The organism is Xanthomonas hortorum pv. pelargonii, assembly GCF_024499015.1.
Lineage (GTDB): Bacteria > Pseudomonadota > Gammaproteobacteria > Xanthomonadales > Xanthomonadaceae > Xanthomonas > Xanthomonas hortorum_B.
Genome location: NZ_CP098604.1, coordinates 3,638,457 through 3,651,187 on the forward strand (window position 1 = coordinate 3,638,457; position 12,731 = coordinate 3,651,187).

Genomic DNA, 12,731 nt, shown 5'->3' on the forward strand with positions numbered 1-12,731 from the left:
GCCGATTGCGGGACCGGGACCGTGTGGCGGCATGGATGCCGCCACCGAGCCTCCAGGGACGGATTCACGGCGTGTCCCGCGAGCGGTGAGGGCACCGCGCCCTCGACCAACCAAGCTTTTGACCTGAGCTTGCGACTGCATCAAACATTGCTACGACTCGAAATCTTGATGGTCTTGCGTCTTGGACAGCACGTGTCGCCGGCAGCTCTGTCGTCTGCCAGCAGCGCTACTGCGCAAACCCGGCCCGATATGCCTGCACTGCTGCGACTGGATCCGGCGCGGCGTATACGCCACTGACCACCGCAATCAACGCGGCACCTGCTGCTACCAACTCCGGCACCTGCGCAGCCGCGATGCCGCCGATCGCCACGCGTGGCACTCCCAGCGCAGCGGCCTGCTGCAACAGCGCAGGCGAGGCGCGACGTGTCGTCACCTTGGTCGTGGTCGGGAAGAACGCACCGAAGGCCACATAGCTCGCACCGGCCGCCACCGCCGCCTGCGCACGCGCGATCTCGTCGTAGCACGACACCCCGATGATGGCCTGCGCGCCCAACAGCGCGCGTGCCGCAGCCACCTCGCCATCGTCTTCGCCCAGATGTACGCCCTGCGCGCCCACCTGCAACGCCAACCGCGCATCGTCGTTGATGATCAACGGCACCCCGTGCGCAGCGCAGGCCTCGCGTAGCGCGCTGGCCTGTTCCAATCGCAGCGCCGTGGTGGCCTGCTTGTTGCGGTACTGCAGCCAGGTGACGGCAGGCAGCAGCGGCCGCGTGCGCGCGAGCAGGCGCGCAGTGTCGGGCTCGTCTGGAGTGATCAGGTAGACGCCGCGGGCGTTGTGCAGGTCGGGCATGGCAGCGCTTCCGGAAGCGGTGGGTGGGATGGGACAATGCAGTCCCACCGTTGCGTGACCGCGATTATCCGATGAGCGAGACATCCACGACCACCTACCGCACATGGATGTGCGTCGTCTGCGGGTTTCTCTACCACGAGGCCGACGGCATCCCCGAAGAAGGCATTGCCCCGGGCACCAGTTGGCAAGACGTCCCGGAGACCTGGACCTGCCCCGATTGCGGCGTGACCAAGGACGACTTCGAGATGATCGAGATCGGCTGAGGCGCTTGCAGCGCAGTTGAGTGACTGCGTTTTTGTCGCCAAAACCTCGCCTGCGCCCGCTCGCGCGACGCCGACGAACGCGCAGCTGGCAGTGATTTCAGTGCGCGTGCGCGCGCTGACCGTTCAGCTCGACCAGATGCTCATGCAGATTGCCCGCATCCTGCGCACCGGGATTGAGCACCAGATAGCGCGACAGATCGTGGCGGGCGCCGTTGCGGTGGCCCAGATGCAGATAGGCCATGCCGCGGTCGCGCAGCGCTTCTGGCTGATCCGGCACCAGCTTCAGGATGCGGTCGGCACTACGGGCGGCGCGGTCCCAGTGCTCGGCATCGGCGTACACACCGTGCAGATTGCGCAGGATACGGATCAGGATCGCGCGGTGCGGCGCCGGGTCGAGAATCTGCGCCAGGGCGCGGTCGTCGGGAACCTCGCCACCCAGATGCGGACGCGCACGCTCGCGCAACTCGTCCACACCCAACGGGCGGCCGCCGTTGAACGGGTCCATCACCAGCACGCCATCGTCCACCGGCAAACGCACCAGGAAATGCCCTGGAAACGACACCCCCGCCAGCGGAATGCCTAGCCGGCGCGCGACTTCGATCTGCACCATCGCCAGCGAGATCGGGTTGCCCAGGCGGCGCTCGAAGACCTGATTGAGGTAGCTGTTGCGCGGGTCGTAATACTCGTCGTGATTGCCCGAGTACCCCAGCTCGTCGAACAGATAGCGATTCACCGCGGCCATCTTCAGCGGCCACAAGTCGATCGCCTCTACTTCACGGCGCAGATGCTCCACGTGGCTCTGCACCAGCGTGTCGTACAGCTCGGCATCCAGCTGCGGATACTCGTCGCGCGCGATCAGCAGCGCGGTGGACATCAACGGCACCGCGTCGTCGTCCAGGCTGGCGAGCGCGGTCCAATGGGGAAGTGGGAGCATGTCGACCATGCTGCCAAGAGTGTCGGCAAGCGGCGCGTGGTTCAAGTCCGGTACTTCCTGACAGGAATGGCCTGTGGTGTGAGATTTACTTGAGCTTCGGGATGTCCGGGCTGAAGTTCAGCGTGGCGCCGTCCTGCAGATTGAGCTTGGCGGCTTGGCCGGCATTGAGCTCCAGCACGTAACGGGCGGGCTGCTTGCTGGGGTAGGGCGGGCAGGCATCGCCGGCCGAACACGGCGGCACGTCGCGTTGCTGCGACACCAGCCGGCGCTGGTTGTCGAAATACAGGATATCCAGCGCGATCTTGGTGTTCTTCATCCAGTACGCCAGCGGCTCCTGGCGGTCGTGGATGAACAGCATGCCGTGATCTTCGGCCATGGCATCGCGGAACATCAGGCCCTTTGCGCGATCGGCGTCGTTCTGCGCCAGTTCCACCTGGTAACGCGTGCCGGCCAGTTCCACCCACGCGCTACCGGCGCTGGCGCAGCCGCTCAGCAGGATCAGGCAGGCGAGGGCGAGAAAGCGAAAATGGCGCATGCGGCGTACCAACGGACGGGAATGGCGCACCATCTGCCAAGCGGCCGCGTGCGTCAAGCCGGCGTGGTGGGTTGGGCCGGTCATCGCGTGCAGTAGGTGGGCGGCCCGCAGTGGCTTCGCGCCGCAGGCCGGAAATGCGCGCGCGAACGCGCGCAGGTCACCGCTTAGAGCACGCGCGGCGGTTCGCCACCGACGATCACCACATCGGCCGGGCGACGCGCGAACAGGCCCACGCAGACCACGCCGGGAATCTGGTTCAAACTGCGCTCCAGCGCCACCGGGTCGGTGATCTGCAGGTTGTGCACGTCCAGCACCACATTGCCGTTGTCGGTGATCACGTTATCGCGCCACACCGGCTGGCCGCCGGTGAGCGCCAGGATCTGCCGGGCCACCAGACTGCGCGCCATCGGAATCACTTCCACCGGCAACGGGAAGGTGCCCAGCACCGGCACCTGCTTGCTCGGATCGATGATGCAGATGAAGCGCTCGCTGGCCTCGGCGATGATCTTCTCGCGCGTCAACGCCGCGCCGCCGCCCTTGATCAGGCAGCGGTTCGGGTCGCACTCGTCGGCGCCGTCCACATACAGCGACAGGTTGCCGGTGTGATTGAGATCCAGCACCTCGATACCGTGGCGCTTGAGCTGCGCGCTGCTCTGCTCGGAGCTGGACACCGCACCCTTGATGCGATGGCCGATGCGGCCCAAGGCGTCGATGAAGTAGGCCACCGTCGAGCCGGTGCCCACGCCGACGATCATGCCGTCTTCCACGTAATCGATCGCTTTTTCGGCAGCCAGGCGTTTTGCTTCGGACATGGGGTAAGAGCTCGGGATTGGGGAGGGAATCGGGATTGGGGAATCGCAAGAGCGGCTGGGCTGAGCCGGGATTTGCAAATCTCAAATCCCGAATCTCTACTCCCGGCTACTCCATCGCCAGCAACAATTTCCACTGCGCGGCAGTCACCGGCAGGATCGACAGGCGATTGCCGCGTGCGATCAGCGGGAAACCTTCGCCCAGTGCATCGGCCTGCTGCTTGATTTCGTCCAGCGCAATCGTGCGCTTGAGTTTGCGCTCGAAGGACACGTCCACCAGCATCCAGCGCGGATCTTCGCGGCTGGCCTTGGGGTCGTGGTAATCGGATTTGGGGTCGAACTGGGTGTCGTCCGGGTAGGCCGCGCTGGCGACCTTGGCGATGCCGACAATGCCCGGCACCTTGCAGTTGGAGTGGTAGAAGAACACCCCATCGCCCACATGCATGCCGTCGCGCATGAAATTGCGCGCCTGGTAATTGCGCACGCCGTTCCACGGCTCGGTGCCGACGCGCTCCAGATCATCGATGGAAAACGTGTCCGGCTCGGACTTCATCAACCAATAGCGCTTGCGGGCAGTCATACAGAGAGGGTGTCGTCTTTCAGGAAGGTGGCGCGTTCGGTGCAGACGGCATCCACCGCCACGTCCCAGGATTCGGCGGGCAAGGCGGGAACCTGTTGCGCAGCGAAGCCGACGCCGACTAGCCAGGGCGGCGGCGCCTGGCGATGCCGGAACGCGAAGCTGCGATCATACCAGCCGCCTCCCATGCCTAGCCGCCGGCACTGCGCGTCGAAGCCGGTCAGCGGCGTGATCACCAATGCCATTTCCTCGGGTGCAAGCAGCTGGGCGCGCTCCACGTCCGGCTCGGGGATGCCGTAGCGGTTGCTGACCAGGCCCTGGCCTGGCCTCCACGGCGCGAAGCGCAGCACGCGGCCGTCCAGCACCGGCAGGCAATAGCGCACGCCGGCCGGCAGGCTCAGTTGCCAGCGGTGCAATGCGATTTCGCCATCCATCGCCCAGTACCCGGCCACGGCACCGGTCTGCGGCGCGAACGGCAGTGCCAGCAGGCGTTCGGCCAGCGCATCGGCGGCCGCCAATCGCTGCGTCGCCGGCAGGCTGCGGCGCTGCGCACGCAACTGCTGGCGCAATGCATCTCGGTCGTCGGTCATGGGTGTCTCATGGCGGAAGGGATGACGCATTGTTTCAAACACGCAAAAAGAAACGACGCCCGAAGGCGCCGTTTCAGATTTGCATTCTCCGCCATGAACGATGCGGGCGAAACGACCTTGAACCCGGGGTTCAAGTGGGGACGTTGTGAGGCCATCGGGCTTCCCGCTACAAGGCGGACTTGCACTCCCGGCTTCGTCGCGCCCCCGTGGTCGTAATTAAGGGACAAGGCGAATGTTTTGCACGCTGTCGTTTACAGCAGAGAACGCAGGTGAAGTATAAACCTCTGCTGCGCGATGGCTAGCCCATTCGTCGGCCGGCGAGATTGAAAATTCATATTTGCGACGACAGTGCGAATTGCACTCAACGCGGTGTGTCGGCCACGCTGTCGAGACGACGATTCAAGTTGTCCAGCGTGTTCGCCAATTCACGCTCGTAGAGCGCTTGCTGTTCGCGCAGTTGCTGCAATTCGTGCGCCAGATTGAGCGCGGCCAGCACTGCAACGCGATCTACCGCCGCCATGCGATTGCTGCCACGGATCTCGCGCATGCGCAGATCCAGCAGGCGTGCCGCAGCAGTGAGACTCTCGCGTTCGTCTGCGGTAACGCCAACCGTGTATTCACGATCCAGAATACGCACGCTGACCGGCTCGTTGTTGCTCACGTGTGTTGCTCCAGTGACTTCAAGCGCACGATCATCGCTTCCACGCGCGAGCGCGCCTGTTCGTTCTTGGTAAGCAGCCGCGCGCGCTCGCCGATCAACTGTTCTTGCTGATGACGCAGGCTGCGGTTCTCGTCGGTCAACCGTTGGGTGCGCTCGACCAACGCCTCCACGCGGGCGGTAAGTGCGCTGAGTTGGGCGAGGGCGGCAGCGTTGTCCATACGCCCACGATAGGGGCGCGTGCGCGCGGCGGTCAAGCGTGCGATCACGGGCCGCTCACCCGCCGTCAGGCCAATCGCGACAAGGGCTGTCGCTGCCCCGAGCCGAGCCGGCCCCGTGCGCGTGGAACGCTGCATGGAACGCGGCAGTAGCAGCCGGGGCGGGGTGCCTTGATACACTGGGAAGTCTGATCGCCGGCCGGTGTGCCGGCCCCTTCTGTTCTTAGCCTGGATGACCTGATGGATCTGCCTGACGTAACCGCTGTGCAAAACGAGAGTCGCCAGTTGGCGCTGGCGTCCTCTGCGGCGGAGTTGCACGGCGGGCTGTGCGGCTGGCTCTCCGGTGGTGGCGCCGACAGCGGCGACTGGCTGGGGCACGTGCTGGCCGACGTGGCGCAGGTACCGCCCAAGCAGGGCGGCGCACTGGACCAGATGCGGCAGGCCACGGTGGCGCAGCTCGAAGACCGCGATTTCGCCTTCGAGCTCCTGTTGATCGATGACGGCGCACCGCTGGCGGCGCGCACCGATGCCTTGTTCGACTGGTGTCGTGCCTTCCTGGGCGGGTTCGGTCTGGCTGCAAAGCAGCGCCCGGCACTGACCGAAGAGGGCGAAGAAGCGCTGCAGGATCTGGCGCGGCTGGCGCAGGCCTCCAGCGACGATTTCGATGCCGCCGACGAGGACGACACCGCGCTGGCCGAGATCGAAGAGTTCGTGCGCGTGGCGGTGCTGTTGCTGCATGGCGACTGCGTGATGGGGCCGCGCTTCCGCCAACGCTTGAACTGATCGCACAACCGATATGAAAAAGCTCACCGGGATTGGCGCCGCCGAGTACGCGCGCCGGCGCAAGCAGCTGATGCAGATGGCCGGCGAGCAGGCGATTCTGATCCTGCCGGCCGCACCCGAGCGGGTGCGCAGCCACGACACCCATTACCCGTACCGGCAGGATTCGGACTTCTGGTATCTGAGCGGCTTTCCGGAGCCGGAAGCGGTGCTGGTGCTGGTGCCCGGGCGCAAGCATGGCGAGGCGATTTTGTTCTGCCGCGAGCGTAGTGCCGAGCGCGAAGCCTGGGATGGCCCGCGTGAGGGCCAGGAAGGCGCGGTGGCGCATTACGGCATGGACGATGCGTATCCCATCGACGATGTCGACGAGATCCTGCCGGGCCTGCTGGAAGGGCGTAGCCGCGTCTACTACCACTTCGGGCGCGATGTCGATTTCGATCTCAAGTTGATCGGCTGGCTCAAGCGCGTGCGCGAGCAGGTGCGCCACGGCGCGCAGCCGCCGCACGAATTCCTCGAACTGGGACATCTACTGCACGAGCAGCGGCTGTTCAAATCGCGCGATGAAATCGCGTTGATGCAGCAGGCCGCCGACATCAGCGTACGTGCGCATCGCGCCGCGATGCGATTGGCACGGCCGGGCGTGCATGAGTACGAATTTCAGGCCGAGGTCGAGCGCGAATTTCGCGCCGCCGATGCGTGGCCGGCGTACGGCAGCATCGTCGGCACCGGTAGCAATGCCTGTGTGCTGCACTACCGCGCCAACAATGCGCGCAGCCGCGATGGCGAGCTGGTGCTGATCGATGCCGGCGCCGAATATCGCGGCTATGCAGCCGATATCACCCGCACCTTTCCGGTCAATGGCCGCTTCACGCCGGCACAGCGCGCGCTGCATGATCTGGTCGGCGCGTCGCAGGCTGCCGCACTCGCGCAGGCGCGCCCGGGCGTGGCGTACGAAGCAGGGCATCTGGCCGCAGTGGAAACCTTGACCGAAGGATTGCTGCGCCTGGGGCTGCTCAAGGGCACGCTGGAACGCAACATCGCCGACGGCCATTACAAGCGCTTTTATCGGCACAAAACCGGCCACTGGCTGGGCCTGGATGTGCACGACGTGGGCGACTACCGGCTGGCAGGCGACTCGCGTCTGCTCGAACCCGGCATGGTATTCACCATCGAGCCGGGGCTGTACATCAGCGCCGACGACACCGCCGTGGAGGCCAGGTGGCGCGGCATCGGCATCCGCACCGAAGACAACGTGCTGATCACCGCAGAGGGCCATCGCGTGTTGACCGATGCGCTGGCGCGCAGTGCCGACGAGATCGAAGCGGAGATGGCCGGCAGCGTTGCGTAATGTTGCGTCCAACGCGCGTCGCATCGACAACGCGTCGAATCGGGTTTATCGCCTTACTTAGAGCGGCTAACAGAACGACTTCATGCCGGCCTGCTGCAGGGCGGCTGATCTGCGGCCTGGCTGCAGGGCCCTTGCCCGCCCACCATCGCGGGACACGCTGCAAGTACGTCCCTGGAAGCTCTTCTGCGGCATCCATGCCGCATAAGGTCCCGCGCCGGTGGGCGGGCAAGGGACAGTGGAGATGGTCGGTGTGCATGTTTTCAACAAAGCAACCGACTGATCTTCTGGTGCGGTGTCCTCGCCGATTGCGGGACCGTGTGCGGCATGGATGCCGCCACCGAGCCTACATAGACGTACTTGCGGCGTGTCCCGCGAGCGGCGAGGGCACCGCGCCCTCGACCGACTCAGCGGTTGACCTGGACTTCTGACGGCATTCACCAAGATGCGGCTAACAAAACCCTGCGCTCACCGTTAGGCATCCGCGCAGTCGTTTTGAGCCGATCTTACCGCCCCAGCCGCGGTGTCTGCGTGGGTTCGGGTGGCTGGACTTGCTCGCCCGGCGACGCAAGCTGCCGCGCACGCTCGAACGACTGTTCTACCGGCATGCCAAGCGCCTGTTCGGTCTTCATATGCGCGCGCAGATGCGCCGGATTGGCCGGATCGCCTTGCACCACGAACACATTCTCGCCGCCGTGCACACCTTTGTTGTTGGCCTCGCTCATCAGTACGTGATCCACGCGCGACAAACCGCCTTCCTTGGCCAGCGGCAGCAACGCGGCGGTGAGCCGCGCGCTGGTCTGGTCGGGCTCGCGCCCGTGTGCGGCGTCGATCGCGTGCACACCGCGCTCGATCTGCTGATACATCGGATGGTCCGGGTGCGAGGGTTGGCGTGGATCGTTCATGGCGATGCTCCGTGCTGTGCAGAATAATTTATGGTGCGGCAAACACTGGGCGTGTCAGGTTTTCGGGAGCGCCATCAGTGCACACCACTTCATCTTCGATGCGGATGCCGCCGTAGGGTTTGAAGTGGTCGACGCGCTGCCAGTCGATGCTGGCGGCGTGGCCGTTCTTCTTCACTTCGTCCAGCAGCATGTCGATGAAATACACGCCCGGCTCGATGGTGACCACCATGCCCGGTTCGAGCACGCGGGTCAGGCGTAGATACGGGTGACCGGCGGGGCCCTCGATGCGGCCGCCGCGGTCGCTGGCTGCGAAGCCGGCGACATCGTGCACCTGCAAGCCGATCAGATGGCCCAGCCCGTGCGGGAAGAACGCGGCGCTGACACCGGTGGCGAGCGCGGCCTCCGGCGACACGGTGAGGATGCCGAAGTCCTTGAGGATGCCCATCAACGCCAGATGCGCCTCCACATGCAGCTGCTTGTAATCCACGCCCGCGCGCACGTTCTGGCCCATGCGGATCTGTGCGGCATCGACCGCATCGATCAGTGCCTGGAATTCGCTGCCCGGGTCGGCGGCATAGGTGCGGGTGATGTCGCTGGCGTAGCCGTAGGCCGAAGCGCCGGCATCGATCAAAAAGCTGCGCAGCGGTTGCGGCGGCTGCTGGCCGAGTTCGGTGTAGTGCAGCACTGCGCCGTGTTCGTTGAGCGCGATGATGTTGCCGTACGGCAGTTCGTTGGCGTCCTGGCCCACGGCTGCGCAATACGCCATGTGGATGCCGAACTCACTCTGGCCTGCACGGAATGCCGCTTCGGCGGCGCGATGGCCACGCACTGCCAGCTGCTGGGCAATGCGCAGCAGTGCGAGTTCGTATGGGGTCTTGAAGGCGCGCTGGTAGTCCAGGTAATCAAGCACCGGCTGCGGATTGTTCGGCACATAGGCGCCGAGCGCACTCTGCGCTTCGCCGAGAATCGCGCAGCGCTCGGGCTGTTTGGGCAGCAGCGTCAAGGCCGCGTCCGGGGTACGGATGATGTGGATGTCACAGTGCTCTACCCACCAGCCACTGGGGGCGTCGGGCACGACATGCCAGTAGTCGAACGGCTGGTAGAAGATCACCGTCGGGCGCTTGCCCGGGGTGTAGATCAGCCAGCTGTTGGGCACCCGCGTCAGCGGCACCCAGGCCTTGAACTGCGGATTGACCGCATATGGGTAATCGCGGTCGTCGAACACCTGGTAATGCAGGCTGCCGCTGGGCACGACCAAGTGATCGAAGCCGCCGCGCTGCAGCGCCTGATCGGCGCGCGCGGTCAGCGTGCGCAGGTGGTCGGAATACAGGTGGCTCAAGGACGGCTGGGTCATGCGGGGCTCGATCGGCAATGCAAAGGCAATGCGCAATTTTGCCGCAATCCTGGCAGCGGCGCTGTGCCTTCAGCCGGCCATGTGTTCCTCGGCGATCCAGGCGCGCAGGCGTCGCCGATGTGGCTCCGACATGGTCAGAAAGCGGAAACCGGCCCAGGCCTGTCCGGGGGCGTGCGCGGCTTCGGACCACAGCAGGTGCACGCCGACATCGATCTCGGTGGCGCGGCCCACGCGCTCGGGCAGGGTGAAGCGCAATTGATACAAGGCGTCGTCATGCAGCGGAACCGAAGCCAGCAGCAGCATGCCGGTTTCCGACACATTGCCAACGCGGCCGATCTGCGCCTCGCTGAGCATGTCGGTGACCGGCACCAGATCGGTCGGTTGACGGCGCGGCGCGCGACGGGTGTCCTGGATCATGGGGCGACCTCTGCAGCAGGCGACTGGCCGGCAAGGTGACGTAACGTGCGCACGGTGGCATGCCAGGCGCGGTCGATCAGACGCGATTTTTCTTCAACCAGCAAGCGCGCCTGGCCGCCGGCCATCATCCGCGCCAGACCATCCAGCGACTGCTCGCCGATCTTTTGCCCACGCTGATTGACGAACAACGCGTTGTCGGTCATCGGGCTGTACCAGGACAGCCGTTGCCGGCGCAGATCGCCCTGCTGGTTGACCACGAATTCGAACCAGGTGCCGAATGGCAGGCTGCGCAACTGCGTGTAGCACTCCTCTTCGGCCGACGAGCGCGGTGTGGCGATGTCCTTGCGCGGGGCTGTCTCGCCCTGGTCGCCCAGCCGCGTGCGCGCCCTGAGTTTGGCGGTGAGTTCGGTGCGCGAGGTCATCTCGTCTTCGCCACCGGGCGTGGACAGGCGACGCGCGATCGCCGCCGCTTCGTCCTGGTGATAGCCGATCTGCAGCAGCGCGGTTTGGACATCGCCACCGAGCGCGGTGTCGGTGGGCTGACCCTTGCTCAGACAGGTGACCTCGGCGATACGCGCCGTCAGTGCCTGGCGCTCATCCCATTCGGGCGATTGCTCGCCTTGCCGCAGCAGCGTGAGCGTGAGCACGTCCGACCACGCCTGGCGCAGCAGCGATTGCACGAAACGCGGCGGCGCGCTCTGCTCGCACAGATCTTCGATTCGCTCGGCCGCCTGTTGCTTGGCCGATTCCAGCCGCTCCTTGCCGCGTGCGGCATCCACATGGCGCCGCTCGGCGACCTCGGCCTTGCGCGCCAGTGCGCGTAGATGCGTCTGGATCTCGTCGTTGGCCGCAGCAAAGACACTTTCGTCGCCGTGATAGTCGTTGACGATCTTGTCGACCGCATTGCCCAGCTTGTGCAGCAACTGCGGGTCGACATCGTCCTCGCCCAGCCACACCGCACCGGACTCGGCCACGGTGTTGAGCAATTCGCGCACCGGGTGCTGATCGCGCACGAAAAAATGCGTGTCGGCCAATGCCGCGCGCACCACCGGTACCTGCAACTTGGCAAGCAAGGTCTGCGCCGGGGTCTGCTCGCGCACTTCGCGTTGCATCTGCGCGTAGAGCAGGCCGAGCAGGTCGAAGGTGTCGGTGTCCTGCGGCGATAGCGCCGCGTCCGGGCCGTGCTGGGCGCGCAGCAGTTCCAGCACCTGCCGCTGCACCGCATCGATGCCGGCCGCTGCAGTTGATTGCACGGCTAACGCGCCTTGCAGGCTGGCCAGCGCGTCGCTGAGCGCGGCTTTGGGCACTGCCGTGGAAGCAAGCTGGGGAAATGCTCTTTCAGCTGTCGCCTGCGAGCCTGTTGCGGGCGCTGTACCGCGATTGGCAGCGCCGTGATTCGATGCACTGTGAGGCGCAGATGGGCCTGTGTTGCCGGCCGCCTGCGATTGACGTGCCGACGACATCAGGCCGCCAAGCGCCTGCATTGCATCGCTCAATGCAGGTGTTGCCTGCTCACCGTACGTAGCCGCAGTCAGTGTCATCGGAAAATCTGACGGATCCAGCAAGGCGCTTTGCCACGGTGTCGGTGCGGGCTGTCCGCTCCAGCCGGTCGCCGGTTGCCCGCCACGCGGCGGCATCGCGCGCGCGTTGGTGGGTGCAGCATCCTGCGATCCAGTGGCAGATGCAGGCAGCGCACGCCGCGTCTGCACCTGCGTGGGCTTGACCAGATACGGGTGATAGATCAGCCCCGGCAGGATGCCTTCCTGTGCGAGGACGCTGTTGACACGCTCATACAGATCGTTCAAACGCTCGATCAGCTGACGCTCGAACACGCGGTACAGCGTGAGTTGCCCATCCAGGCTCAACCCCAGCGTTTCGCCGCATTGGCGCAGCAGGCGGCACAGCGCGTACGGACCGAGCGGGACTTCTTCGAGTTCGAATTCGGCAACCACGCCGATCACCGCCAACCGTTGCGCCAGCAATTGCAGCGCATCGGCACGGCGCGAGGTTTCGCGGCGCGCGATCTCGCTGAGCACGATGTCGCGGTCGATATCGGTGTCTTCCACCAGCGTGAGCATCTGCGGATGCGCCGGCGCATCGGCCAGCGGTGTCAGCGACGGGCGCTCGCGCAGGTTGGCCAGATCCTGCGCCAGCTGCTGCAGAAAGGCTTGCGGAAACCGATCGATATGATCGCGCAGGCCACGCGTCTGCGCGTAGGTTTCGGCATGGATCTGGCTGTTGCGCGCATGTTCGGCCTGATGCAGCAACTCGCGTTCCAGCTCGACGATGGTCAGCCGCAGCGGCCCGCTGAGCGCCTGCACGCAGTGCGCATGCAGTGCCGCGAGCAGATGCCGGCCGCGCGCGGACACCGGCGCATCGGCAATCGGGCCGCTGAGTGTGTGCTGCAGGGAAGAGGCGGGCGTGGACATCCGTGGAGGTGTGCTCGGTTCGAAGCGTGAGCTATGTAGCATGTTTTTCGCATTGCCGCGCGACATT

Annotated in this window: 15 protein-coding genes and 1 other RNA gene; 3 read left to right on the forward strand and 13 right to left on the reverse strand. The window is 65.4% G+C overall.

Translation table 11 applies throughout. From position 1 onward, the window contains the following. Nucleotides 1-226 precede the first annotated feature (226 nt). The gene (thiE, locus tag NDY25_RS15705) at nucleotides 227-850 is read right to left on the reverse strand and encodes a thiamine phosphate synthase (protein WP_168958740.1); all 624 of its coding nucleotides are present in this window, start codon (nucleotides 848-850) and stop codon (nucleotides 227-229) included. 23 nt (nucleotides 851-873) lie between these two features. On the opposite strand from thiE, the gene NDY25_RS15710 reads away from it, so the two are divergent. Beyond that, a complete protein-coding gene (locus NDY25_RS15710; RefSeq protein ID WP_023904980.1) occupies nucleotides 874-1,113 on the forward strand; it encodes a rubredoxin in 240 nt (79 codons plus the stop codon). A 97-nt stretch (nucleotides 1,114-1,210) separates the two neighbouring features. On the opposite strand, the gene NDY25_RS15715 is transcribed toward NDY25_RS15710, so the two are convergent. The 8 genes from NDY25_RS15715 to NDY25_RS15750 form a co-directional block, all read right to left on the reverse strand. Then, complete coding sequence (locus NDY25_RS15715) at nucleotides 1,211-2,092, reverse strand: SirB1 family protein (protein ID WP_023904979.1); 882 nt, start codon at nucleotides 2,090-2,092, stop codon at nucleotides 1,211-1,213. A 40-nt stretch (nucleotides 2,093-2,132) separates the two neighbouring features. Continuing rightward, the gene (locus NDY25_RS15720) at nucleotides 2,133-2,582 is read right to left on the reverse strand and encodes a DUF192 domain-containing protein (RefSeq protein ID WP_168958798.1); all 450 of its coding nucleotides are present in this window, start codon (nucleotides 2,580-2,582) and stop codon (nucleotides 2,133-2,135) included. Nucleotides 2,583-2,746: 164 nt separating this feature from the next. Beyond that, entirely contained in the window at nucleotides 2,747-3,394 is a 648-nt protein-coding gene (gene rpiA, locus NDY25_RS15725; protein WP_168958741.1) for a ribose-5-phosphate isomerase RpiA, read from the reverse strand. Nucleotides 3,395-3,500: 106 nt separating this feature from the next. Further along, nucleotides 3,501-3,971, reverse strand: coding sequence for an EVE domain-containing protein (locus NDY25_RS15730; protein WP_167393509.1), 471 nt, complete (start codon nucleotides 3,969-3,971; stop codon nucleotides 3,501-3,503). Further along, entirely contained in the window at nucleotides 3,968-4,558 is a 591-nt protein-coding gene (locus NDY25_RS15735) for a 5-formyltetrahydrofolate cyclo-ligase (protein WP_168958742.1), read from the reverse strand. Before NDY25_RS15735 ends, NDY25_RS15730 begins: the two co-directional genes overlap by 4 nt. Nucleotides 4,559-4,639: 81 nt before the next feature. After that, nucleotides 4,640-4,824: non-coding RNA, 6S RNA (gene ssrS, locus NDY25_RS15740), on the reverse strand. 95 nt (nucleotides 4,825-4,919) lie between these two features. Beyond that, the gene (locus tag NDY25_RS15745) at nucleotides 4,920-5,219 is read right to left on the reverse strand and encodes a cell division protein ZapA (protein WP_006451377.1); all 300 of its coding nucleotides are present in this window, start codon (nucleotides 5,217-5,219) and stop codon (nucleotides 4,920-4,922) included. After that, on the reverse strand, nucleotides 5,216-5,437 hold the full coding sequence (locus NDY25_RS15750) for a TIGR02449 family protein (protein WP_256628001.1): 222 nt from the start codon (nucleotides 5,435-5,437) through the stop codon (nucleotides 5,216-5,218). The genes NDY25_RS15745 and NDY25_RS15750 overlap by 4 nt, the downstream gene beginning before the upstream one ends. Nucleotides 5,438-5,674: 237 nt before the next feature. On the opposite strand from NDY25_RS15750, the gene NDY25_RS15755 reads away from it, so the two are divergent. Both NDY25_RS15755 and NDY25_RS15760 read left to right on the forward strand, forming a co-directional pair. Further along, nucleotides 5,675-6,217 carry a YecA/YgfB family protein gene (locus tag NDY25_RS15755; protein WP_006451375.1) on the forward strand — a complete coding sequence of 181 codons (543 nt, stop codon included), beginning with the start codon at nucleotides 5,675-5,677 and terminating at the stop codon, nucleotides 6,215-6,217. Between the two features lie 13 nt (nucleotides 6,218-6,230). Next, the gene (locus NDY25_RS15760) at nucleotides 6,231-7,562 is read left to right on the forward strand and encodes an aminopeptidase P N-terminal domain-containing protein (RefSeq protein ID WP_168958743.1); all 1,332 of its coding nucleotides are present in this window, start codon (nucleotides 6,231-6,233) and stop codon (nucleotides 7,560-7,562) included. 503 nt (nucleotides 7,563-8,065) lie between these two features. On the opposite strand, the gene NDY25_RS15765 is transcribed toward NDY25_RS15760, so the two are convergent. The 4 genes from NDY25_RS15765 to NDY25_RS15780 all read right to left on the reverse strand — a co-directional run bounded on the left by NDY25_RS15765 (nucleotide 8,066) and on the right by NDY25_RS15780 (nucleotide 12,664). Then, a complete protein-coding gene (locus NDY25_RS15765) occupies nucleotides 8,066-8,464 on the reverse strand; it encodes an XVIPCD domain-containing protein (protein ID WP_256627555.1) in 399 nt (132 codons plus the stop codon). A 28-nt stretch (nucleotides 8,465-8,492) separates the two neighbouring features. Next, the gene (gene pepQ / locus NDY25_RS15770) at nucleotides 8,493-9,818 is read right to left on the reverse strand and encodes a Xaa-Pro dipeptidase (RefSeq protein ID WP_168958745.1); all 1,326 of its coding nucleotides are present in this window, start codon (nucleotides 9,816-9,818) and stop codon (nucleotides 8,493-8,495) included. A gap of 69 nt (nucleotides 9,819-9,887) precedes the next feature. Then, nucleotides 9,888-10,235, reverse strand: coding sequence for a PilZ domain-containing protein (locus tag NDY25_RS15775; RefSeq protein ID WP_006451372.1), 348 nt, complete (start codon nucleotides 10,233-10,235; stop codon nucleotides 9,888-9,890). Beyond that, nucleotides 10,232-12,664, reverse strand: coding sequence for a DUF1631 domain-containing protein (locus NDY25_RS15780; RefSeq protein ID WP_168958746.1), 2,433 nt, complete (start codon nucleotides 12,662-12,664; stop codon nucleotides 10,232-10,234). Before NDY25_RS15780 ends, NDY25_RS15775 begins: the two co-directional genes overlap by 4 nt. Nucleotides 12,665-12,731 lie beyond the last annotated feature (67 nt).

Bases quoted from the DNA above. Each gene is read 5' to 3' on its own strand.
- thiE (WP_168958740.1), bottom strand. From the start codon at position 850: ATGCCCGACCTGCACAACGCCCGCGGCGTCTACCTGATCACTCCAGAC.
- NDY25_RS15720 (WP_168958798.1), bottom strand. From the start codon at position 2,582: ATGCGCCATTTTCGCTTTCTCGCCCTCGCCTGCCTGATCCTGCTGAGC.
- rpiA (WP_168958741.1), bottom strand. From the start codon at position 3,394: ATGTCCGAAGCAAAACGCCTGGCTGCCGAAAAAGCGATCGATTACGTG.
- NDY25_RS15730 (WP_167393509.1), bottom strand. From the start codon at position 3,971: ATGACTGCCCGCAAGCGCTATTGGTTGATGAAGTCCGAGCCGGACACG.
- NDY25_RS15735 (WP_168958742.1), bottom strand. From the start codon at position 4,558: ATGACCGACGACCGAGATGCATTGCGCCAGCAGTTGCGTGCGCAGCGC.
- NDY25_RS15750 (WP_256628001.1), bottom strand. From the start codon at position 5,437: ATGGACAACGCTGCCGCCCTCGCCCAACTCAGCGCACTTACCGCCCGC.
- NDY25_RS15755 (WP_006451375.1), top strand. From the start codon at position 5,675: ATGGATCTGCCTGACGTAACCGCTGTGCAAAACGAGAGTCGCCAGTTG.
- NDY25_RS15760 (WP_168958743.1), top strand. From the start codon at position 6,231: ATGAAAAAGCTCACCGGGATTGGCGCCGCCGAGTACGCGCGCCGGCGC.
- NDY25_RS15765 (WP_256627555.1), bottom strand. From the start codon at position 8,464: ATGAACGATCCACGCCAACCCTCGCACCCGGACCATCCGATGTATCAG.
- pepQ (WP_168958745.1), bottom strand. From the start codon at position 9,818: ATGACCCAGCCGTCCTTGAGCCACCTGTATTCCGACCACCTGCGCACG.
- NDY25_RS15775 (WP_006451372.1), bottom strand. From the start codon at position 10,235: ATGATCCAGGACACCCGTCGCGCGCCGCGCCGTCAACCGACCGATCTG.
- NDY25_RS15780 (WP_168958746.1), bottom strand. From the start codon at position 12,664: ATGTCCACGCCCGCCTCTTCCCTGCAGCACACACTCAGCGGCCCGATT.